At 35.1% G+C, this 23,400-nt stretch carries 21 protein-coding genes, 1 tRNA gene and 1 pseudogene; 5 read left to right on the top strand and 18 right to left on the bottom strand.

What is annotated here, in order from left to right; all coding sequences use genetic code 11:
* Window positions 1-372 precede the first annotated feature (372 nt).
* The 12 genes from RT261_RS11215 to RT261_RS11160 all read right to left on the bottom strand — a co-directional run bounded on the left by RT261_RS11215 (window position 373) and on the right by RT261_RS11160 (window position 14,075).
* Complete coding sequence (locus RT261_RS11215) at window positions 373-1,479, bottom strand: toxic anion resistance protein (protein WP_313132578.1); 1,107 nt, start codon at window positions 1,477-1,479, stop codon at window positions 373-375.
* A gap of 23 nt (window positions 1,480-1,502) precedes the next feature.
* A complete protein-coding gene (locus RT261_RS11210; protein WP_313132576.1) occupies window positions 1,503-2,603 on the bottom strand; it encodes a hypothetical protein in 1,101 nt (366 codons plus the stop codon).
* Window positions 2,600-3,250: a 5-bromo-4-chloroindolyl phosphate hydrolysis family protein gene (locus RT261_RS11205; protein WP_313132575.1), complete on the bottom strand. Its 651-nt coding sequence runs from the start codon at window positions 3,248-3,250 to the stop codon at window positions 2,600-2,602. The genes RT261_RS11210 and RT261_RS11205 overlap by 4 nt, the downstream gene beginning before the upstream one ends.
* A 12-nt stretch (window positions 3,251-3,262) precedes the next feature.
* The gene (locus RT261_RS11200) at window positions 3,263-4,804 is read right to left on the bottom strand and encodes a VWA domain-containing protein (protein WP_313132573.1); all 1,542 of its coding nucleotides are present in this window, start codon (window positions 4,802-4,804) and stop codon (window positions 3,263-3,265) included.
* A gap of 263 nt (window positions 4,805-5,067) precedes the next feature.
* Window positions 5,068-5,715 (bottom strand): DUF3885 domain-containing protein, encoded by a 648-nt coding sequence (locus tag RT261_RS11195; RefSeq protein ID WP_313132572.1) that lies wholly within the window; start codon window positions 5,713-5,715, stop codon window positions 5,068-5,070.
* A 74-nt stretch (window positions 5,716-5,789) separates the two neighbouring features.
* Window positions 5,790-6,137 (bottom strand): hypothetical protein, encoded by a 348-nt coding sequence (locus tag RT261_RS11190; RefSeq protein WP_313132570.1) that lies wholly within the window; start codon window positions 6,135-6,137, stop codon window positions 5,790-5,792.
* Between the two features lie 259 nt (window positions 6,138-6,396).
* Window positions 6,397-7,149 (bottom strand): hypothetical protein, encoded by a 753-nt coding sequence (locus RT261_RS11185; protein WP_313132569.1) that lies wholly within the window; start codon window positions 7,147-7,149, stop codon window positions 6,397-6,399.
* A 372-nt stretch (window positions 7,150-7,521) separates the two neighbouring features.
* Entirely contained in the window at window positions 7,522-8,256 is a 735-nt protein-coding gene (locus RT261_RS11180) for a hypothetical protein (RefSeq protein ID WP_313132567.1), read from the bottom strand.
* A 12-nt stretch (window positions 8,257-8,268) separates the two neighbouring features.
* Window positions 8,269-8,619: a DUF2200 domain-containing protein gene (locus RT261_RS11175; RefSeq protein WP_313132566.1), complete on the bottom strand. Its 351-nt coding sequence runs from the start codon at window positions 8,617-8,619 to the stop codon at window positions 8,269-8,271.
* The gene (locus RT261_RS11170) at window positions 8,606-10,534 is read right to left on the bottom strand and encodes an HD domain-containing protein (RefSeq protein ID WP_313132565.1); all 1,929 of its coding nucleotides are present in this window, start codon (window positions 10,532-10,534) and stop codon (window positions 8,606-8,608) included. Before RT261_RS11170 ends, RT261_RS11175 begins: the two co-directional genes overlap by 14 nt.
* Window positions 10,535-10,769: 235 nt before the next feature.
* The gene (locus tag RT261_RS11165) at window positions 10,770-12,509 is read right to left on the bottom strand and encodes an ABC-F family ATP-binding cassette domain-containing protein (protein ID WP_313132563.1); all 1,740 of its coding nucleotides are present in this window, start codon (window positions 12,507-12,509) and stop codon (window positions 10,770-10,772) included.
* A 615-nt stretch (window positions 12,510-13,124) separates the two neighbouring features.
* On the bottom strand, window positions 13,125-14,075 hold the full coding sequence (locus RT261_RS11160; protein ID WP_313132561.1) for a hypothetical protein: 951 nt from the start codon (window positions 14,073-14,075) through the stop codon (window positions 13,125-13,127).
* Window positions 14,076-14,274: 199 nt separating this feature from the next.
* On the opposite strand from RT261_RS11160, the gene RT261_RS11155 reads away from it, so the two are divergent.
* Together RT261_RS11155 and RT261_RS11150 are read left to right on the top strand one after the other, a co-directional pair.
* Window positions 14,275-14,892, top strand: a complete 618-nt coding sequence (locus tag RT261_RS11155) for a TetR/AcrR family transcriptional regulator (protein WP_313132560.1) — start codon at window positions 14,275-14,277, stop codon at window positions 14,890-14,892.
* A 224-nt stretch (window positions 14,893-15,116) separates the two neighbouring features.
* Entirely contained in the window at window positions 15,117-16,379 is a 1,263-nt protein-coding gene (locus RT261_RS11150) for a hypothetical protein (protein WP_313132559.1), read from the top strand.
* A 169-nt stretch (window positions 16,380-16,548) separates the two neighbouring features.
* On the opposite strand, the pseudogene RT261_RS21020 reads toward RT261_RS11150, so the two are convergent.
* Together RT261_RS21020 and RT261_RS11140 are read right to left on the bottom strand one after the other, a co-directional pair.
* Window positions 16,549-16,751: pseudogene (locus RT261_RS21020) on the bottom strand (transposon-transfer assisting family protein).
* A 4-nt stretch (window positions 16,752-16,755) separates the two neighbouring features.
* Window positions 16,756-17,037 (bottom strand): hypothetical protein, encoded by a 282-nt coding sequence (locus RT261_RS11140; RefSeq protein WP_313132725.1) that lies wholly within the window; start codon window positions 17,035-17,037, stop codon window positions 16,756-16,758.
* Between the two features lie 93 nt (window positions 17,038-17,130).
* On the opposite strand from RT261_RS11140, the gene RT261_RS11135 reads away from it, so the two are divergent.
* Genes RT261_RS11135 through RT261_RS11125 form a run of 3 tightly spaced genes read left to right on the top strand, consistent with a single transcriptional unit; the run spans window position 17,131 to window position 19,022 of the window.
* Complete coding sequence (locus tag RT261_RS11135; protein WP_313132557.1) at window positions 17,131-17,742, top strand: MarR family winged helix-turn-helix transcriptional regulator; 612 nt, start codon at window positions 17,131-17,133, stop codon at window positions 17,740-17,742.
* Window positions 17,705-18,715 carry a cation diffusion facilitator family transporter gene (locus RT261_RS11130; protein WP_313132556.1) on the top strand — a complete coding sequence of 337 codons (1,011 nt, stop codon included), beginning with the start codon at window positions 17,705-17,707 and terminating at the stop codon, window positions 18,713-18,715. Before RT261_RS11135 ends, RT261_RS11130 begins: the two co-directional genes overlap by 38 nt.
* Entirely contained in the window at window positions 18,654-19,022 is a 369-nt protein-coding gene (locus tag RT261_RS11125) for a metal-dependent transcriptional regulator (RefSeq protein ID WP_313132555.1), read from the top strand. Before RT261_RS11130 ends, RT261_RS11125 begins: the two co-directional genes overlap by 62 nt.
* A gap of 435 nt (window positions 19,023-19,457) precedes the next feature.
* Here RT261_RS11125 and RT261_RS11120 read toward each other — a convergent pair.
* The 4 genes from RT261_RS11120 to RT261_RS11105 all read right to left on the bottom strand — a co-directional run bounded on the left by RT261_RS11120 (window position 19,458) and on the right by RT261_RS11105 (window position 22,811).
* A tRNA-Ser gene (locus RT261_RS11120) sits at window positions 19,458-19,543 on the bottom strand.
* 88 nt (window positions 19,544-19,631) lie between these two features.
* Window positions 19,632-20,612, bottom strand: coding sequence for a DNA polymerase III subunit delta (gene holA / locus RT261_RS11115; protein ID WP_313132553.1), 981 nt, complete (start codon window positions 20,610-20,612; stop codon window positions 19,632-19,634).
* A gap of 162 nt (window positions 20,613-20,774) precedes the next feature.
* The gene (locus RT261_RS11110; RefSeq protein WP_313132551.1) at window positions 20,775-21,752 is read right to left on the bottom strand and encodes an NYN domain-containing protein; all 978 of its coding nucleotides are present in this window, start codon (window positions 21,750-21,752) and stop codon (window positions 20,775-20,777) included.
* 525 nt (window positions 21,753-22,277) lie between these two features.
* A complete protein-coding gene (locus tag RT261_RS11105) occupies window positions 22,278-22,811 on the bottom strand; it encodes a nucleotidyltransferase family protein (protein WP_313132549.1) in 534 nt (177 codons plus the stop codon).
* Window positions 22,812-23,400 lie beyond the last annotated feature (589 nt).

Raw genomic sequence — 23,400 nt, 5'->3', positions numbered from 1 at the left:
TTCATCCAGTTCCTGAAAAACAAATTTAGCGTTGCATTTATAGCCACTGCGAAAATTTTGACTGGTAGATTGTATCGTCCAACAATAAAGGCAGCATATTGAGATTTGAAGCTGGTGAAACCATTTTACATGAAGGAATGCCAATTTTATATCTTTTAATTGTTGTAAAAGGTAAGGCTAAAGTTTGTACAATTTGGAAAAATTTTAGAGGGTGTTCCAAAAGTCATGACATGACTTGAGGAACACCCTCTTATGTAAAGAACCTAGGGAATCAAAATACAAATATAATTGCCAATGCAATAAAAATAACAATTAAATTTATAAAAAGAAGATTTATCACAGTCATGATAGTTCTTCTTTTTACATTGCATATTATCTTATAGCTACCAGAGTTTGCTTAAGTTCTGATTCTATTGAAACCAGCTCTGACTCTGCAGCTAGTCTTTCCTCTTTACCCTTCTTTTGTATTTCAAGAACTTGATTAATTGTTTCTATTAAATCCTGATTTACCTTTTTTATTGTTTCCATGGATACAATTCCCCTCTCGCTTTCCTTGGCCACATCCAGAGTACCTGCTTTAAGCATTTCGGAATTTTTCTTTAAAAGCTCGTTTGTCATATCTGTAACCTTGGTCTGAGCAGCAAGAGCGGCCTTTGCATTTTCAAGACCCAGGGATATAACCATCTGGTTCTTCCATAGGGGTATGGAGTTTACAATTGAAGATTGGATTTTGTCGGCCAGCTGGGCGTCGTTGTTTTGAATTAAGCGTATTTGCGGTCCCATTTGAAGTGATATCTGGCGGCTGAGCTGCAGGTCGTAAACCTTCTTTTCAAAGCGATTTACCGCATTAACGAAATCATTCAATCTTTGAGCCTCTGCTTCGTCACCTGATTTAGCAGCCTGTTCTCTTAGTTCTGGAATTACTTTTTCGTTCACTTCCTTAATCTTTTCCTTGCCTGCTACAATGTACATGGTAAGTTCTTTGAAATAATCCAAATTCGTTTTATACATTTCATCATACATGGCAATGTCCTTAAGCATGGTATGACGGTGAGACTGCAGCATATTGGTTATTTTGTCAATATTTACTTCAACATCGCTATAGCGAGCAATCATCTTGTCAATTTCATTTTTTGCCTTTCCGAATAGATTGCCTAAAAAGCCCTTATTTTCGCCAACGTAATCAAAATTTTTTATGGTAACAACTAGATCAGAAAGTAACTTGCCGGCTTCTCCGGAGTCCTTTGTCTTAACATTTTTCAATGTATCGTCCGCAAACTTTGCAAGCTTTGTTTGCGCACCGGAACCATATGTAACAATGGCGTTGCTATCTGTAACATCAATTTTTTCTACAAACTCCAGAACCTGCTTCTGTTCCTGGGGGGTTAAAGATGCCAAGCTCATACCGCCTTCTTCGGTTTGATTTTTTTCCGGTAATGCTTGTGCTTCGTTCCCGAAACCTAATTTGATTTCTTCCATTTTAATCTCCTTTATAAAAAATATTAATTTTTAAGTGCTTCAATTATTTTATCATAAATTTCTTTCTGCAGCCCCTTTGTTGCGGAGGTTATTTCCTGAGGAATTCCTTTTACCGGCACTGAATTAACATCGTATTCTCCGCCTACCACACCAGTTCTGAAGCCGTATTTTTCCCATGCTATCTTTTGAATCTCCGGGTCAGCCAAAGCATCCACATAGGATGTGCCATTCTCTGAAAAACTCATTATACAATGGGAATTCCATATGGTGGGATTCGGATACAGTATTCTTACCTTATCCTTGACCTTGTCAAAGCCGTCAGGATTGTTATTGGCAAAATCAATAATGGATTTTTCATAATCGACTATCATTGGATAAGCACCCTTCCCCATTCTAAGATACAGATCAAATAGATCGGCAGGAGTATTGTTCATAAAGCCTGAAAGTTTGTAAAAATCCTTGAGCTTTGGAAGAACATTGTCAATATTACTTTCATCCACATATCCCTCGTTCATAATTGATGCCAGCAATCCGTAGTATGTTGCACCAGGTGAGGATGTCACCGGATCAGTGCTGGCAATATTAATTTTGCCGTATATGTCCTTTATGCCTATATCCGACCATTTTGTATTATTTTCAATGTATGACAAAACCGCCGGCATATCAACAATGTAGTAGGTATCCTGAATTTTTTCAACTATACCATTAGTTATTAGAGTATCGCATATGCTGTCCCAGCTGTAAATCACTATGGGAGTTGATAGCACAATATTGGATTTTAATGTTTTTAGCCTTGGAGCCTCATCGGCTGCTGCAGGTCTTTTATAATATTCATAAAATCTTTCATCGCTGAAAAAAACAAAGTCATAGTCCTTTTCTTCTTTGGTTTCTATGGTGTCCTTAATAAGCTTATTATTGCTCCAGTTATCAACCTTTAAGTTTATATTGTATTTGTCATGTAAAATTGCCAAAATATCCGGATCAGCGAGAAAGTTTTCTTTACCTCCCCCTACTGCACCCATCACGGTAACCGCTTTATCCCTCGGCTTCATTATAATTGATACGGTTATGCCTATTGCAATAACTGCTACGAAAGCAATTATTCCTCTTACTATATTTTTCATTTTGTTCCTCCCATAAAATCTTTATTATCCACAAGTCCTTCTGATTTGAATAAGGCCGTCATGGCAGCCATTTCAGCCTTACTGTCCAGAACATCCTTTGAGAAAAGGCTGTAATATTTTTTATCGAAGGCATCTGTTATCTGAATTAGAAATTGGTAAAACTGCGAGGCAAATTTTTGTGCTTCGTCTGCTTTAAATGAGCCTTCGGCCAAGTTCTCGTAGGTATCTAAAATATTAATCAGCCCAGGCAAATAATATGAAGAAAAATCATTTAACTTCGTGTAGAGAGAATTATCTTCCTTAAGGGCATCTAATATTTTTAAACACGTTTTATGGATTGAATCCATCATGATTATAATGTCCGGAGATATAATATCTTTCTCTACATTCAGGCTTCTAAATTTATCCCTATACTTTGAAATGGAAGAAGTGTAATCTATAATTGATTTATGGACCTTATCGTAGGCATTTTCATCACCCTTTAAGTCAATCTTCAATTTCTTTTCCTTTTCCAACGCCTTTATTGTAAATAAGGCTATTATAAGGCAACCTGCACTGCTTAAGATGGATATTACAATGTTGCCGCCTATAAGCCAGACTGCAAGGAATACTACTGCGGAAACAACACCAAGAAATATTTCTTTCATATTGAATCTCCTCTAATTATATGCTCTTATTTCCTTAAAGGCATTAATAAGGTCTATTCTGCCGTCAAAGGTCTTGCCTTTTGTAAGTTTGCTGATTTCATTCAGTTGCTTCGGATTTGCCTCACCGAACATAATTGAAAACACAGGTATTTCGTAAGAGTTACCTTTACTGAAACCTCCAATCGATGCACCATCTGTCATTAAAACAATGGATTTTGTATATACATCAGCATCAAAATCCTTTAGTATTTCAATGGCATGCTCCACCGGCTTATATATATCCGTTCCGCCTCCTGCCTCCGTATCCTTTATTCTGGAAATGAGGTCAGCTGTATCTGTGCCAGAAATAGTTGAGTCCTCCCATTTGATCTCTTCTGCAAATGGAATAACAAAGATTTTGTCCCTTTCTGAAAACTGTATCATATCCTCTGATGCCAGCTTATAATCCAATATCCTTTCCATCGCCACAACAAGTTGTTCATTTCCTTCCCCATACATACTACCTGAATAATCAAGGCAAAAAACTACCGCGGAGGGTTTTCTGAATAAATCCTGGTAAAGATTCAGTGCACTTTTAATTACAGGGCTTGCGGGGTATTTAATCGGCGACAAATACGCGTTCTTATCAATTCCATATGATTCCTTAAAAACTTCATCGTTTGATACCTGACCGCCATAGGTGGTTCTTCTACCCATGCTTTCAAGTTTTTGCTGGATGTCTGCTGACAATAAAAAGTTTTGAAGCTTATTAAAAATTTCCAGCTTACTATCATTATTGTTGTCTATGTACGCAAAGGGGCTATCTGAAACAGAAACTCCATCAGAGGGATAAATGAACCTTAAGGGTTCTCTATTACTTTTTATTAACTGATTGTTCAGTTCTATTAGTGAAGATTCATAGTTCACAAGTGCATCGTAATCCCCTTCATTAAAGATGTCTATCAAATATTCATCGCTTCCGGAATTTCTGACTACTCCTTTAAACAAAGTCTTTAAACTTTCTTGAAGTTCTTCTGATTTTAAGTCTTCCTCTGTCAAAACCGGTGGATTACCTGCCAAACAGTTTAAAAATCCTATATAAGCGGAGGCTCCGCTGTTTGTTTGAGTAACCGAAGGCATTAGAAATTTTAAACTTCCTGCTTCAACTGCCTGCACCAAGTCTTTTACAACCGTGTCTTTACTAAATCCCAATTCTTCATACTTGCTTTCTTTTACCGCAAATATTACAGGATTAACAGATATGGATTTCGAATTTTTTAGAATGGAACTTGAGATAGAGGCATTCCATATGCTGTTTGAAGACCAAACAGCATCATAATCCTCTTGCGATGAATTTATCATAGATGGAATATTCAATGACCCTGTGTACTCAAATTTTAAATCAATTTTATTTTTTTCTGCAAATTCCGAAAGCATTTGCTCTAAATCCTTATTCTCACTGCTTGACAAAACAGTGAATGAATTGTCCTTTTTCTTGCTATTTTCAGAAGAACATGCGCCCAGAGAAAATAGTAAAGTTACCACCAAAAGGACAATAGCTATTTTTTTATACAAAATATCACTCCTCACCTTTTTAAGTTCAATTATAGCATATGTCATTTAGAATTTATACATAAAATTTACCAATTCATTATTGATGGTACGGGTTATAAAGTAAGCCCACAGTTTTTACCTGTGGGCTAATCTATGTTTGATATTTTCTATTTTTTCAAGTAATCAGGGGCAACATTTTTTAATCGCAGTTCTTTAAATGTCATGTATGATTCATAGAGTTTTTTACCTGTAGCTTTGTTTTAAATCACAACCGGAACGAATGCTCATTTTGCGAACGTCCTAGTTATTTGTTCTCTGTCATAATCCAATATCCAGTCATTGTATTTTACAAAAATCGGGTGTAGCAGCTCTTTATTCATTGCTACTAGATCTGCGCCCCGGTCATCATAAAGATGAAACAGAATGGAACCGATCGAATCAACAAAATATACGTTTGAAACCAGTCCGGAAATGTTGCCACCAATATCTGCCCTGATGATTTCCTGCAACAACGCTTCAGGGTGGAATGTTTTTTCAAGCCCCCAATAAGACTGTAGCTGTGTTACTGTATCATTTTCATCCTCCTGTCGAAGAGAAACCAATTTCTGTTCCTGTGGATGAGATATTCCTAAGTCCACCAACTTTTTTAATGTATCTTTCTGCTGGCTATATTCTCCATCAGGGTATGTGTCTATCCGCAGTATATCGGGCTGATGAGGAAGGCTCAGATATATGGTTTTTGCCCGGTTCAATGCTGCTGAAACATACTCAGGATTTGCTATATTTTCTCTATTGTTAGAATCGTTTATATATACAGGTTCATCTCCAGCGATTTCAAAGCGAATACCGACGGGAGTATTATAAAAAATTGGATGCTTGAGATCAGGCATGCCAATTTGGCAAAGCACTTCATTAAAACTAACTGATAACATATTTAGCACCACCTCTGCATTAATTTAGTGAATATCATTCGTAATCTTGCAAAAATTTGAATAGAATTTTGTTTTTAATATATCGAATTTCCGCAGTTAATGTCGAAAGGCATAATTAACAACTTTTGAATATCCTTGAGATGATTCTTGAAAAACCATTCTGTCGCTTTTCCGTAATTCTCCTTATTGTCGAATTCCCAATAAGAAAAATACTTAACACATTTAACAATTTTGGTTAACTCTCGCGGCGGTTCTCCACTCTCGACACCATCAATGGTAAAAAAACGCTTGACATATTTGATGTCAATACAACCCATTTGCTGTTTTTGTTCGTCAGCTATCGTCGTTATCAATGTTTCAAATTCAATTAATTTATCAGGTTTCACTTGAAATAGCTTAACCTCAGAAAAACTATTTTTCATCTCCCGCACCTCACTGATATATAAATTTCCTGCAACCTTGTTTTACTTCGCCTACAGGAGCGAATGCTCCTAATCTATGAAATTACAAGTTACCCCATAGAAGAAATTTTATCGATTGTATCTAACAACTTAAATGACATGAACACCAAACCCATTAAATTCAAATTTGTCAAATGCAAAGCTTTACTTCATAAATATACTGAGAAGTTCAGAATCCTATGCAAATTGGAATCTGTCAAGGTCTTTTTTAGAGGAAATATCAATTCTCTAAAATATTGTTTTGGGCAAAGTAATACCACAACTCAGGTCCAAACCTAGAATTGGATATTGCTTCAGCTCGCTTCTTAATACAATTCCATAGATAATCCTCAGTATCTTTATTTATCACGTCACTGTACTGCATAATATTATGTTGCTTATCCAAGTATGATTCATTTATTAAATGAATATCTGACATTCTTGAAAAAATATCTATTTTTGAAAAATAATTAGGAAAAATCTTTTTATAATCATCTAAATTAAATTTCAATAAAAGTAAAAATCTGTCCATAAAGTCTTTTATACAATACCTATTACTTGTTTTTGATAATTCATGTATAGACTTTCTTCCTAATTCCATTGGTATAATCCAAAAATTTGCAAGACAATGGTATTTGTTCTTTAATCCTGGTAATCTACTTACACTCGTCATTGTATCGCCTGCAAATTCATTATCCACCAAACAACCATTATCATCAACTACTTTTTTACCATCCAAGAACTCTTTATAAATTATTTCATAAAAGCCACAAGCAAAATCTGACATATCACAGTCTGGTTGAAAATTATACCTAAATGGTGTGCCAGTATTTTTATTTTTGTATTCAACCCAATATGTTTGAGTTGTTTTAATGCCATTTACTGTTTTTATAATATCAACTTTTCTTTCGTCATTAAAACCACTATGTTTTGTGCACTGTATTGGCATAAGTAAAACATTATATATTTGTTTTTTCTTTATTTCATCTAACATAAATTATCACCTGTTTTTATTTGTATCGGCATTTACTCTTCCAACAAATAAATCCAAGGCTAAATATCGAAAGGACAAACTTCGTTTTGTCAATTTAATTACTTTTCGATAATAACGATTGATTCTTCGTATTTACCTATCATTTCGACAGATACTTTATTAATTACCTAAGCAAATCCAGCGTTATATCTTTAATTCAATGGTATAGATTCGGCTTCATTGAATTGGTAAATCTTAATAAATTTCAATGAATCATTATTAAACTTATCTAGTTCTAAATTCATAAGACTATCTTCCATATTTGCCCTCCTTTTTCCTACTGTTATGTTCATATTTCAAGCTTACAAATTCAAGTTTTATGTGTGTGATATGCTACTCTACTACGAAACTTTTCCAACCATCTGCTGTCATTACCCGTACTTTTTCTAAGGTTGTATCATAATACATTGTTCCTACCGGAACTTTTGCCGATGATAATTGAGGATTTAAATCACTATCTGTCACTCTTTTAGGTGCTCCTCTCCTCCTTTGTAATGTTAAAGGAGTGTAAAGATTAGTCCAGCCTTGGGAAATATCTACCCCCTTTTTCTTCACATCTGAACCAATTTTTACCCAGCCAAATCGATGCTCCTCCCCATATAATCCTGCTGGTGAAAAAGTTTGAATACATGCAAATGTCTCATGAAATTTGCCCATCAATAAAGTTAATCGGCTCAGCTCGTTCCCTGACCAACCTTCAAATACATGTCCGCCAGACACAAAGCGATTGTTCCATCTTCCTTTTCCACCTCGTACAGATATCATGGTGTCTGATTCTAATACTCCATTCACTGTATTAAACACTGGTTGTTGATTACTATCAAATCCATAATGATAACGTACATCCTTCCACTTTTTCCAATCTGGGTCAACTTCTTTACCTACCTCTACATATTTATCTTTTAAGTATGCATCCAGATCTACAGAACCTATTTCTGTTTTTACCTTTACCCCCATACTGTCTTCTAGTCGGATAACCTTAATCAATAATATAGTGGTTATTGTAGTTAACACGGCAAGTAAACCAATGGTTGCAGATAGTAGTACTTTTATATTTTTATTCTTCATCTATTCTCTCCCTTATTTCCGTAAAATCTTATCCATCGCTTTCCCCTTTGCTAATTCATCTATCAACTTATCCAAATAACGAATTTCTTTCATAGTTGGTTCTTCAATATCTTCCACTCGAACCCCGCAAACCACACCTTTGATGAAAACCCTAGATGGATTCAGTTGCGGAGCATTCGCAAAGAAGGTCTCAAAGTCCGTCTGCTTTTCTAGTTGTTCTAGTAACCCTTCCTGGCTATATCCTGTCAGCCAACAGATGATTTCATCAACTTCTGTTTTCGTACGTCCTTTTCTTTCCGCCTTCGTAACATAATGAGGATAGACGCTTGCGACACTCATTGTATAGATATTATGTTTTGTCATGATATTCCCTCCCAAATTCCTGAAATTTTTTCATAATTTCAACACCGATCTGTTTACCGATGCAACCTAACAATTCTTCTCTTTTCTCCTTTAGTACCCCATCCTCATCTTTTGCTAAAATGTAAATATAGAAGACCGGTAGATAATCAGAATCAAGCTGTAAAATATCGGCAACTCCACTGATATCTTTTAAGGTACAAATTGTTCCCTTATGGTTATAGAAATAAATTGGAGAATCTAATCCAATCGAAATCCGTTTAAATAAAGTAACCGTATCATAAGTTTTAAGATCGGTAACTATATAGTTTGTTTCCTTCCTAACAATTTCACTTACCAGCTGTTCAAAGGCTTCGATTTTCATTTCCTTACTGTATCTCGAAATAAACGATAAAACAAAGCCAGAAGAATTTTTCATCGCAATGCCTAACATTTGATGAATCAATTCCGTAGATCTATCCCTACAAGATAACCCATTTTCCTTCAATAGGAACGCTTCAATCACGTCTTTGTGTTTCATTATCTCCAGCTTCACAGTGTCGTCAATAATCTTAAAATTCTCACTCCGCTTAATTAGAGAATGATACCGCTTGCTATTACGCAGCAATTCCGCCAGACGTTGTGCTAACACAAAACCCCCAGTGCCTTCTTCAATCTCTTCATTATGATAATATTCCGTATAATAAATTTGTCTCAATACGGTCATTAACCAGGAGTCATTCCATTGAGAAAGTGCATTTGCTTTGATTGCTGACTTTTTATCCCCCAATGGAAACCAGAGTCCTGAGATATCAAATGGTATCAGTACTTCGCTGTCACGCTGTGTTTTCGATACTGGTTCATTCAAATATTTCTTCACCAGATCTTTTACGATTCCTTCCAGAATATAATCAGATTGGATGACTCTATGGTGATAAATAATATCTTTATAGCTATTATATCTACGCTTAACAAAATCCTCCACCGAACTTACTGCTTTTAATGGAACACAGAAAAAAATTTCTCCGTTCTCCACAAACAGCTGCATATCATTAATAATTCTGCTATACTCTATCTTTCCAGAATCCTTTCCCGAATTGATTACATCTCTCGTCACATAATCCAAGCGGTCTCCGTCCAAACTAGAATCAATAATCCTATGAAGATACCTGAATGCCCCATCTTCTGCAAAAATTCTTTTAACACTTTCTAATATAAGAAGTTCAAATAAATTCTCATCATATTTCTCATCATCCTCTGAAATTGGCACAATAATTTTGCTTAAAATACCTTCACTGATCTCGTCACCCATTTGTTCGTGTAATTTCTTATTACCTTCAAAGTATTTCGACATAATTGAGACAAATTCTTTTGCATTTTCCTCTTCACTAATTGCTTTGTCTTTATATTCAAGATAAACATCTTTCAACGCAAATTCGACTATATGACTAAATGGAGGATGTCCAATATCATGTAACAATGCTGCTGCCCGGATAGATTGAATGAGGATAAGATAAATGACTTTATACTGATCAGGGATATTGTTCGGTATAAGGGAATGTCTCAACTTATCTAGTTCAATCTGCGGTATCGCCTCCGGAAGTCTGCTGCCTAATTTTTCTTCGCAAACATCCATTTGCTGTCTTAATCCATCTAAAATCGTGGCATATTCCTTATCAAAAATTTCAAAGAATTCACTCAACATGAAATCTGTTGTATTCAATAACGATTGAAAAAACATATCAGAACAAAGTTTCATCGTACCAACGGAGTGTTCAAATCGTTTGGTTCGATTAGTTGGAAATGTAAGATATACCGTAGAATTTTGATATACGTCATGGAGACGGTTAAAACCAATTGTTGAAACAATTCTTCTTTCATATTCGGTTAATGAAATCAATCCATGAACGGAATCATTCAAATAAATACCTTTTTTCAAGTCAAGCCTCCTACTATTTTTTACCCATTATAAAGTATCTCCACTCAAAATTCTACTGATTCAATGTAAATGTGTCACATATCAAAGTTATCTATTAAACTAAACTTATATCCCCATTCAACATTGTCTGTAGTATAAGAACGATGACACCAATATTTTCAAGTAACGTGAAAGATTTTTCAAACAAAAAGGACCATGTATTTCCACCTGATCCACATTGTTTTTCAGCCTTTTGTTATAGTAATTTAATCAATGTTTCTAATTCTTCAGATAAAGCCTTTGCTAGTTCAAAATTAGTATCCATTAAAGCCAAGGCTATTTTCGTCTCCACTGCTTTTTTCTTTTGTTCAATTTCTAAATAGTCTTTATCAAAATGATTCGCATAAATCATCTTTCTGAATTTTCGTATACTCATTTTTCTAATCGTCTTATCTTCAATGATTAAAACATAATCCATACAGTTTGCTATAGAATAGAAATCATGAGAGATCATAAGAACCGCACCGTTATAGTTTTCTATGGCTTTTTCTAGTGCTAATTGTGAATAAGTGTCTAGATGACTGGTTGGTTCATCAAGAAGCAGCAGATTTGCTTTACTAGCAGAAATTTTAGCCATCTGAAGTAAGTTTTTCTCTCCACCAGATAAAGCTTCTATCTTTTGATTCATGAGCTCTTCCTCAAAACCATAGTTCAAAAGATGTATTCGAATCTCATCATAAGATTTAAATCCAGTCTCGAAGAACTCTTCTAATATCGTATTCGATTCATTTAGCATTTCGCCTTGAAGCTGAGATAAAAAAGCCATATGGGTGTCTTCATGTATCTCAATAGACTCATGATTATTTTTAAAGATTTCTCGAAGTAAAGTTGTTTTTCCGCTACCATTTGGACCAATAAGGGCTACCTTATCAGTGGGGCTAATCTCAAAATTAACATTCTCTAATAGTACATCTTTAAACCCAACACTATAATCATTAACTTTTATAACGGTCGTTTCTTTGATTTCATTTTCTGCAACTAAACTTATTTCCGGTTGTTTAATATCAACAAATGGCTCTTTTATTCTACGCTCTTCTAATCTTTGTAAAAGTGAAACTCTGGCATTTAACGCTCTCCCTCTAGAGGCACAGGTAAAATAAGTTGCGTCAGATCTTAGTTTATCGACTATTTTCTTATTTCTCTCAATTTCCTGTGCATCAGCAATAGCCAGCTCTTGTAACTCGATTTTACTTTGAAGTAAGGAGAAGTTATAATCAATATATCTTCCATTAAACTCTTGGAGCTCTGTGTTTTCTAAGTGTATTATTTTATTAAAACAATGATTCAATAGATATCGGTTGTGGGTAATAACCAGCATAATCCCTTTGTGTGAATTAATTAGATTTTTAAGTGCATTAAGGTGTTCAAAGTCTAAAAATACATCAGGTTCATCCATAATCATTAAGTCTGGAACTGTTAGCATTTCCTTAATCACTTGAATAAGTTTGAATTCCCCACCACTAAGTTTCGATACCATGAGATCTTCATACTTACTTAGGTTGGCTAGATTTAGTTTCTTAGTAATGTTACTTTCGAAATCATCCCCACCAATTGCATGAAATGCATCTAAAGTTTGTTGGTACTTTTCCAGTAAAGAATCGATATCCGAAGATGTTTCCATTTCAGCACAAATAGAAGTTATTTCATTTTGTAACTTAATAAATTCTTCCGCTATATATTGGAACACTGTAATTTCTTTGGTTTCATCCAATTGCGAAAACTGACTTACATACCCAATTCTGCAGTTAGGGGTTACCTCTAACTTTCCATCGAATATATATCTTCCAGGGTTCATTATTATATCTATTAATGTACTTTTTCCAGTGCCACTTGTTCCTATAAAAGCACAATGTTGATTATCTTCTAATGTAAATGAAATTTTATTATATAAATCCTTTTGCGGAAAAGAATAGGATATGTTTTCAACTTTTATCATATTATTACCTCTCTTTATCAATAAAAAAGGGGCTGTTTCACAATAATTTTTGCAGTCCCTTCCATATATCATCACAATCGTAATTTTACAATTGATTGTCTTTATTTAAGATTTTTTTGTTTACCGTTGGTAGCATAACATTTTTTAAGACTAATTTCAATCCTAACTTTCTTTAGAAATCTTTATACAAAAAGTGTCACCCAAGCACCCATTCCCCTGTCACCATTCATCTACCTCTCCTTATTCTCTTACTTACACCATGTTCCAAATCATTCCATCCAACTTTCTATTCTCCGGCACTCCTTGACCCTCATAATGCTTGGTGACCATCGACTAGAGAAAAAAGAGCCAAATCCCTATGACTTAAGCCTAATGTCTATAACTGGAGACGTTGAGATTCAACCACACCCCATACCTCCAATTTAAGTAAAACTCTCCTTTACTTATGATACGGTTCTCTGTATCGTATTTAAAGGAACGTTTTATTATATCTTACCTCTAATTTATTCTGTTGAATTATTCTTATTTTGAATATAAATACAAATAAGTGAAAGTTTGAATCGTTATGTACTATTCAAACTCTCACTTATGTTACTAAATAAATTTATATGTTCTCTAAATCTGCTGGTCTACCTCCAGCCCTTTTACATCTTCCTCCAGCATTTTTTGCTTAGCGATCATAACTCGTATTTCTGCCTGGAATTTATTCTTGGCACTGTCTGCTTCTGCTATATTATCTAATTTGGTGGTAGTCTGTCCTATGACCACCTTCTTCTCAGCCGATTCTTTCTTATCTTTCAGCTTTTCTTTTTCTGCTTCCTTCTCCGCCCGCTTTTCTGCCTCTTCTTTATTTTCCTTTATTTTATCATCCACAAGTTCTTTTCCCTCATTCAATAGCATACCTACGATCTCTTTTGAAGCTTGTTCCATAATGTCATCTGCTACTTTTTGCGCATCCACTTGGACATGAAGTTTGCCCTGTTCTATTTTTAAAGCTTCAGCAACTCTGTTTTTATAGAAAGCATTATCTATAGCATCCGTTGCCCTGGTATTGAACTCAAATATAGCTTTTTCATATTCCAAAGCAGCGGTTTGATACTCTGTAAGCGGCCCCATTTCTGATAACCGTTTCTTTTCTTCATCCGACAGCACCTCTTTGGTTTCTCTTCTCTCAATTCTCTCCTGCTTTTCCAGAAGTTCTAAATCCTTTTGCTCCATGCTATCGTCCGCAATATCATAAGTTTTCTTTAAATCTGATTTTAGTCCCTCTAGTCTCTCGACTTCGGATAAGTTCATATTAGCTTCTTCTGTCAATTCTTCTGCCTTCCTGATATGTTCATTGATGCTGTCGCTAATGCCCTGTTCTACCCCAAACGCATTCAGAATAGTTCTTAAAGCCTTCTTCTGGGCTTGAATCTGCTTGGATAACACTGTATCCTGTTGTAAATTCAGTTTACTAGCATCCACACTCTTATTCTGCATTTCAGTTTTATTCTCTTGTTTATTATCAGCCTGCATCAATCCATTTTGCAGGTTGACATTGTCATTTCCCATTTTTCCAATCATAGTTTTCCTCCTTGATAACCATTTACTATTCATATCGGAGTTATTTCCCAAAATATTAGTAAAATCCCATTTGTCAGTCAGATAACGGGGGATCTCGTAAGCGCAAATTAACAGAACAATATTCTTTTAATTATTGACAAGTGTGAGTGAAAAAAGATATAATAAACAAAACGATGTTCTGTTTATTGGAGGAAACAACATGGCAAGAAAGGCTGTATTAGAAGGTGGAAAAAAAGATGAAATTCTAAATGTGGCATTAGAGCTATTTTTAAAAAATGGCTATGAAAATACTTCTATCCGTATGATTTTAGAACGAGTAGGTGGGGAGGTAGGAATGTTCTACCACTACTTTGATTCTAAGCAAGAAGTATTTGACAAGGCGTTTCAGCATTTTATGAAAAAACAGGGAGAAAAATTTTCTTCGCTGATGGTGGAACAATCTACAGATATAACATATCGAAAAAAAATAGAACAGATTATAGATTGTTATGATGCCGGAATGTCGGATTATAAAGTTCTGTTCCGTAACAATGTCCATTGGACAGTAGCATCGGCATTGCATGATATGACATTGGAAGCGATGTTTCCCGCCTTTAAAAAAATATTATTTGCGTTGATGCAATCCGATGAAGTAAGCGCTCCTTATAAAATGGAGTGGCACGCCCGATTCCTATTTCAGGGCATTGGTGGCGTATTACATGAAAATTCTTTTGAAAAAATAACGAAGGAACAGCGAGTTGACTTTATCCTTAAACTGATTGGCAAGACGCTGGAAATTCCTCAATGTCGGTTTGAAGCGCCTTTTTATATCAAATAGTGTGGCGTAGAGACATAAATAACTTCAACGGAATTATATCCTGTATATCGATTGGGATAGATTATTTTGCTCGTTACCATAGTTTCCATTGTGCTGCTTATCAGCGAATCAGACTAACAGTATGACATTAATCACACAGCTCATGGCTCAATGAAAGCACACGGTTTATTGAGGAAATCTTGCGCGTAACGGAAATACAGCAATCTAAGAAAAAGGAGAAAAATATGGTAAAAAATCAATATGTAATCACTGAACGGGCGCATTTCATGTGTCCCAACATGCACTTTGGGATTAAGGCAAAGATGGTTATGGCATATGACCTTTCTAAAGTGAGACGCACATTGGATTTACTTGCAAATGCGCATCCCTTTTTGAAAAGTCTAATTAAAACAGAGGACACAACAAGAAAGTTATTCTACAAATATTTTCCTGAAATGCAAATTCCAATTGTCGAAAAAGAGGATTGCAGCTTATGGGCCAAAGATTATCAAGCCCTCACAGAATGCGGTTGGAACGTATTTTGTGAGGGTTTATTAAAGATAATTGTTTATCCGGGAAAAAGTGGTTTTGAGATTTTATTTGTCGTTCATCATCTGTTGGGTGACGGGCGGAGTATCCTTGGCCTTATGTGTGAATTTGCTGATTGCTACGCTTCGGGAAATGCGCCCAGCTATACAGATGAGCAGTTGATTTGCTCCATTCATGATTTACCTGTGGGTAGTGATTTATCACTGATAAGTAAAATAATCATTAACAAAGCAAATCACGACTGGCGTAAAGAAAAACATACAGTAAATTATACGGATTATCTCAACTTTGAAAAAGATTTTATTCATAATAATCCTACAAGTTACGAGATTGAAACATTGGAAACGGAAAAGGTCAATGGGCTACTGAACCTCTGTCGAAAACACGGTATTTCACTTAATGATTATCTTGTAGCTGAAATGATGTGCAAAGAGCAAACAGACCGGGTTGTAATTGCTGTTGACATTCGGGAACAGGTTACTTGTTACCATAAAGGAGCCCTTGGTAATTATGCAACAGCGATAGGCATTGAGAATGCTTCTAAATCGAATAACGTAATACAAAAAGCGGAAGCAGTTGCAAAGCAGATTAGGCGAAACTTAAATAACGTGCAAAAGAAGATGATGATACTTGCTTGCTATTTTCGCCTTCATCCCGAATTGATTGACGCCGCCGCTATTTCAACAATGGGAGATTTTAAAAGCAAAGCCGGAAAATTTGTTGGGTCACTCATACTCGGCTATGAGAAAAGAAATGGATACAGCGTTACCAATCTGGGAAACGTGGAAAATCTAAATATTGAAGAAGCAATGTTTATCCCACCTGCTTCTCCTGCAAACAAAAAAACAATGGGGGTATTGTCTGTCAATCGCCGTATGAAAAAATGTACTGTTTGCTATGAAAATCGATCGCAAGCACAAAGCGAAAGAAGTTCAGAGAAAAAATTCGAAGCTCAATAAATAATGGTTTGTTGGGGAAATTGCTTATGAGCAATGTATGGAGTGGGAAATACCCGTTGTGCTTGCCGATTTTCATAAGTGTCTAAGTAAAAATACATTGAAGCAGTTTATAAAATTTAAAAAAACGGGACGTGATAGCCTTTTACTATCATGTCTCGTTTTATTTATACTATATCTGCAGTAAATTCAAAATTATCTCTGTAAATTCTTCCTCGGTCAGCCCATTGAGTTTTTCGATTGTGCGTCTTGCAAGTTCCAGCATGTCCTTTTCCATATAGGTTTGATTGCAGTCATAACCTCTACTGTATCAGCTCTGGTGTCCTCTTTACAGCAGCATATAAGATTGATTTCCTCAACTGTGAATATTTCCATATGCTTATACCTCTACTTCCTCACTTTTTTCTTGGCTACTTGCTTTTCGGTTCATTTTTACCCTTGTCCGTTCTCCATGTTCATAAACAAGTGTGGTACTGACCGTGGGCTGCGAAACGTCCCGGACATGGATAAAATGGTTCTGATAGTCCAACTCATAAAGATTACCTAAGACTTTTCCCTTTTTAATTCCCGTCAGCTCCACCGCATAGTCAAGTATCTTGTCTCTTGTCTGTTCAGCGTAAAAGCAAAAGGTACAAGATCTTTTTGACAGAAAAAAACACATATTGTTAGGTACCTAAAAACATATTGACATTTCCTTTTCGCTGTGCTATTTTAATTGTAAGGTACCTAACATTGAAAATTAAAGGAGAACATTATGAATAATAAAAATTTTGAAAACGAGCAAATAGTTGAAAAAAATATTGCATCTGAAAAGCTTTATTCTTTATTCTTGCGTTGTTCCCATGCTTTAAGCAGAGGACATCATCAGGAAAACGGAATGCATCCGAGCCAGTGGCGTATCCTTTCAATCCTTGCGCAAACAGGTGAAATGGCACAGCGAGACTTGCTTGAAGTATTACAGATACGAGCTGCTTCATTAAGCGAGCTTTTAAGCAAACTCGAATCAAGAGGGCTTATTACTCGCGAAAAAGAAGCGGGAAACAGGCGTAATGTGAATGTTGAACTTACAGAACTTGGGAAGATGGCCATTGATGAAAATGCGAATGCACAATACGAAACAGCTCAAGAATTATTTTCTATGCTATCACTTGAAGAACAACATCATTTAATTGAGGTCTTAGAAAAATTAATTCACTCTTGGCATGAACAGCATCATGGCAATGCTGCAAAAAATCAGCACGGGCATGAACACCATGAAGGTAATCATGACAATCATATTGGGCATAATGATATGCACCATGGTGGAAGTCGTGGCCCTCATGACCAGCATGGACACCACAGTCACCATTATAGAAAGGATTTTTAGCGTGTTTCCAAGCAATAAATATAACTCTCGGCAGCAAATCGGACAACGTGCAGGATATATTGGAGTTGCAGCAAATATTATCCTTTTTTCTGCAAAATGTACAATAGGTCTTATTGGAAATAGCGTTTCGATTCTTGCAGACGCTTTCAACAATCTCACTGATTGTGCCGCTTCGTTTGTTGCCATTATTGGCTTTAAGTTATGCGGTAAAGAAGCGGATGATAAATATCCGAATGGTTATGGTCGAATGGAGTATATCAGTGGATTTATTGTATCATTTTTAATAATGACAACTGCCCTGTCTTTTGGCAAGTACTCTATTGCAAGAATATTAACACCGCAAATCACAATAATGCCATCTTGGTTTCTTTGGATACCAGTAGCTTCCATTATCATAAAGTTGGCATTATCGCTGTATACACATATGGTAAATCGAGTAATCCAATCAGCAACGCTTCGTACAATGTTTAAAGACAATGTTTCAGATGCTATATTAACAGCGATGACTCTTTTATCTTTACTCTTAGCACCATTTACTACATTACCTTTAGATGGCGTGGCTGGATTACTCATTGCAGCGGCAATTATGTGGTCTGGAATTACATCTTTTCAAGAGCACCTTTCCTTGCTTCTTGGAAAAGGTACAGACAAAGAACTAATTGAACAAATAATGGAGCTTGTGTTAAAACAAGACAATGTTTTTAGCGGAGTGGAATCAATAGCCACATACGATTTTGGCCCTGAAAAGCGGCTTGCTTTCATACAAGTATGTTTGAAAGCAAGTCCTCATTTAGAAAATGTGCAAATAGCTATACAAAAGTTGACTGGAGATCTAAAACAAACACTTAATCTTGAAGCAACTATTTATTGGAATGCCAGCCACCACGAAAAACAGAAAGGAAGTGACCTTGATGCCAGTGGAGAAACTCAGCATTTCAAAGGAGAATTATCTAAAAACAATATTAAGTATTGAACAGGAGCAAGGATACGTGCGCGCCATGGATATAGCTAAGAAAATGGAGGTAAGCCGTCCCAGCGTATCGCACGCTATACATCTATTGAAGCAAGAAAAATATATTCATGTGGATGATAGGCACAACATTTCTTTTACTCCACAAGGATTTAAGCTTGCCTGTGCTATTACGGAGCGTTATGTTCTATTTTACAATTTGCTATTATCGCTGGGTGTACCAGCAGCAATAGCATCTTGTGACGCATGTAGAATGGAACATGCTATTAGCAATGAAACTTTATTACAATTAAAAAAAGTATTAATATAAATAAAATGACTGGAGAATTATAGAATGCATTTTGATAAGACTGAGGAGAACCACAATTACTTCTTGATAACATTGATTCTATTTGGGGCTGGTTTGGTTATCATCTCCAGCCTGCCACTCATTACCATCGAAAATAAAAAACCGTTGTTGTGGCGGTAGAATTATCATGCATCAATAAAGAGTGCTGCACCAAACGGCGGTTTTGAATTCAAAGCCGTCGTTTTCTTTTGGGAAATAAAATGCGGAGCTACTGGGCTTGCAGCGATCAATTAATTCTCTACGAACTGCATTATCAGAATACAGTAAAGCCTTATAGGGCAAGGTCTCAGGCATATTCGTTTTCTACAGAAACAAAAAAACGCTCTCATAAGAGAGCGTAGAAATCCGAAAAAAGGAAGAGCCTGCTGGGAACATTGACCACAAGCAGGCTCATAGCGGAGGCGGTGAGATTCGAACTCACGTGCCCGTGAGGACAACCTGATTTCGAGTCAGGCTCGTTATGACCACTTCGATACGCCTCCAAATGCTACCTGACTATTATAGCAAATCATACCCTGGGGATGTCAAGCTTTTTATCATCTTTTGTACATTTTATTTTAATTATAATGATTATGTAGCAGAACTGTACTTAACGATAAGTAATTCTAAACCAATTTTATCAATTAATCTTCCTGTTTTAATTCTCTCTTCTATATCTGCACAGCTATTTAAAGCCTTTGTTAATGTTTCCATGGTAAAATTTTTGCTTTGGTTTACATATTTATTAATAGTAAAAGGCATTAATCCTGTTTTTTGGCTAATAACGTCATTATGATATCCTAATGAAAGCAGATTTTTTACTTGAACAAGGATATTAAATTGTCTTGTGACTAAGAACAATATGGACATTGGTTTTTCTTTTAAGGACAATAAATCATAATATAAATCCAATGCTTTCTTCTGCTGTCTGCTGCCGATGGCATCCACCATAAGAAATATTTTTCCGGTAATCTGGGCAGTACATACTTCATCAACATCATCTTTCGTAATTATATCTCTGTCATAGGCATAACAGATAAGCTTTTCCACTTCATTTTGGATATTCTCCATGTCAGAACCTATTTTATTCAGCAGATATAGAATGGTATCTTCTGTGATTTTCTTATTTTCTTTATCCAATAAAGTTGCCACCCAAAGTTTAAGATTCTTTTCATCCATGGCATTCATTTCTGAAATGATTCCTGCATTTTTAACAGCTTTATATAAACGATTTCTTTTGTCTACTTCATTTTCTACAAATACAATATGGGTGGTTTCCGGAATGGAACTCATATAATCTGCCAAGTCACTCTGGTTCTTAAAAAAGCCGCTATTTTCAATTAGAATAAGCCTTCTGTCACTAAAAAACGGCATAGTGTTGGCAACAGATATTACTTCCGCTGTATCAATTCCTTTTCCTTCAAAATAAGAAAAGTTCATTTGATCCCCATCACCAAGTATTGCCGTTTTTAATTTATCCCTATATAATTTTTTCAAATAAATTTCTGTCCCACAGAGCAAATATACCGGCTTAAACTGATTCAGTTTAATATGCTCTTTTATATTTTTCATAGTAACCTCAATTCTAGCGTATTAATTTTTTAATCCTTTAATAAAACCATTAATTTGTACTCAAATACAGATTGTCCTATTACAAACTTACTTTTAAACAAATTTGCTTTTATGAACCTCACCTGTTAATTCAGTAAGCTTTATTCTAATACTTTAATACCTTTATTTCTTTTTATAATATCTCTTCTTCTTTTTCTTATGGAAAGGTTTATTAGCTGTTTTTTTATCCTGCTTCTTCTCTTCTTCCTGCTCCTGATCTCCTTCCGATTTCAGGGATACCCACATAGAAGTTCCTTCTTTCCCTTTCTTTTTGATTTCTAAGAAATCGAACTTCTTTAAAAACTTAGAAAGTTTTGTATCTCCGTAATTACGAATATCAAAATCCGGATACCGTTTCACTAAACGGCTTCCCAATTCGCCCATGTTCATGCTTTGATCTTCCGCATCAATTTCATTCATCATTTTTATAATTGCAGTTTTGATTACATCAATGTCCGTCATGTATTTTACATTATCAGTGCCATCCTGGCTATTTTTAAGGTCTTTATTATTGACGGAATTGCTATTTTCTTCTTTTGCTACAATATCATTTTCCAGAATAACGAAAGGAATGTCATGCTCTGCAATCTTTTTATTATCCTGTTTCTTACTGTGAACGGAAGCTTTGGTATTTAAATTTCCAATTTCCATACTCTTTTTCTCTGTTTCAGCAAGAACATCCAGATATTTAAACTGGTTGCAGGCCGCAATAAAGGGCTTTGGTGTTTTCTTTTCTCCCATACCGACTACCATCATTCCGGATTCCCGTAATCTTGAGGATAGTTTTGTGAAATCGCTGTCACTGGATACGATGCAAAATCCTTCTACATTTTTAGAATATAAAATATCCATTGCATCAATAATCATTGCGGAATCCGTAGCATTTTTCCCCACAGTATAGCCGTATTGCTGCACTGGAGTGACGGAATTCTCTAATAATACATCTTTCCACGAAGAAGTACTGGATTTCGTCCAATCACCATATATTCTTTTGTAAGTTGCCACACCATAATTTGATATTTCATCCAATATATATTTGATATATTTTGCTGATACGTTATCAGCATCTATAAGCACTGCAAATCTTTTTTCTTCTATCATATCATACTCCCAACTAATTGTTGTAAAATTGTCATCCTTTATTCATCCTTTATTCATTCTTGAATACAGATTGAATAAATCCTTTGTTCTAAACCCCATAGTTCTATATTCTATTTTCTTTTTGTTTTCCTGGAAAAATTATATTCCCCAATAATTCAAATAGATTTACACCTAGATAAAGTTCATAAACTATAATATATATTACATAAACAGGGAGAAGTAACCATATCTTCTTACTCTTTATGCAATTACGTTTTCTCTTCTTCTTTAACAATTTTGAATCTTCCCCTTTTTATTTTAGTATAATCCAAAGAATGGTTTATATCAAGTATATCTTACGGCACATCTTTCCTGCATTCCAAATATAAAAGTGTCATTCAAAAAGCCCGCCTTACAAAATCTCTGCCATCAGAGATTCTTTCGGCACAATTCTAGCTTGCTGAATTTGTTCAGTTTTGCTGAATTTGCTTTTAGAATGACATCTTTATGTTCTTTATATTCTTACGATTATTTCCAATACAATTTTTAATCCTTCACTTCCATATATGCGGTTTCCCTTTCAAATTGTGCCAACGCCCCTTCTAATCCATCCCTGCCGTTATAATCACAAATATCTTGTAATATGTTAAACCGAATCAATGGAGGGTAATTCTTTTTACCCTGAAGAATTGGAAATAATATCTTAGCATTGCAGTATTTCATTAGAAGTTGTTCCTTAACTAAAACACTGGGAGTTACCATAGGCGTATCCCCGGAAAGAATAAACAATGCTTCATATGGCAGTTCATCTTTTTGCTCTACATTCTGGATATATAGAATTTTCTTTAAACCCGCTCTCACGTGAGACATTAAGTCTTTTGCAGCAGTATGTGGATTATAAACAGCAATTACTTTTTTGTTTTTTAACAGGGATTCTGTCTGTTTTTTATCACTTCCAAGCACCACTACAATCGGATTAACTTCCGCTTTTTTTAACATATGAATAGATTTCTCAATAAACGTTGCATTCTTATAGGATAAAAGTGGTTCCGATGCCACAATTAAACCCACTGTTTTCATTTTACCACCACCTTATAATTGTTGTATTTCTCCCTGGCTGAACAAAGCAGTGTCATGAAAGCTTACTTTATTAGACTTTTTAACCTTCCCCCTCATATGACACAAACGAAGCATAGATTCATCTGCTTTTTTAGTGCAACCTACACAAATTTCTCCTCATCGATTAATTTATTTTATCATTATTATCCAAAAAAATCAACATAAGAATAAAGTTTCACACATTTTTAACAAATATAAACTGAAATTTATAAATTTGACTCCTATATAAAAACTGGCTTATAACTTGAGCAAATTTTCTTTATATCTGGTAGAATAAAATACTGCATTCTAAGGTCAAAAAAAGTACCGAATTCTATATGGAAAATTCTAATCTTAAAGATATTTTTCCATTAAAATTCAGTACTTCTGAATCTATGTTCAGAGAATGACAGTTTATAATAGTCTGGATTTAGTTTTTTCCGGATAACCTAATTTTGTGGCATTGTCTCGAATAGATAATTGATTAAAAAGATAATAAGCATCCGCCACCCTGATATGCCCCCTGTCAAGTTAATGTCATTAAGTTATGGAAGATCATATCACCCAAGTG

It is taken from the genome of Anaerocolumna sp. (assembly GCF_032079385.1).
GTDB lineage: Bacteria > Bacillota > Clostridia > Lachnospirales > Lachnospiraceae > Anaerocolumna.
This window is presented reverse-complemented; position numbering and strand designations above follow the sequence as displayed.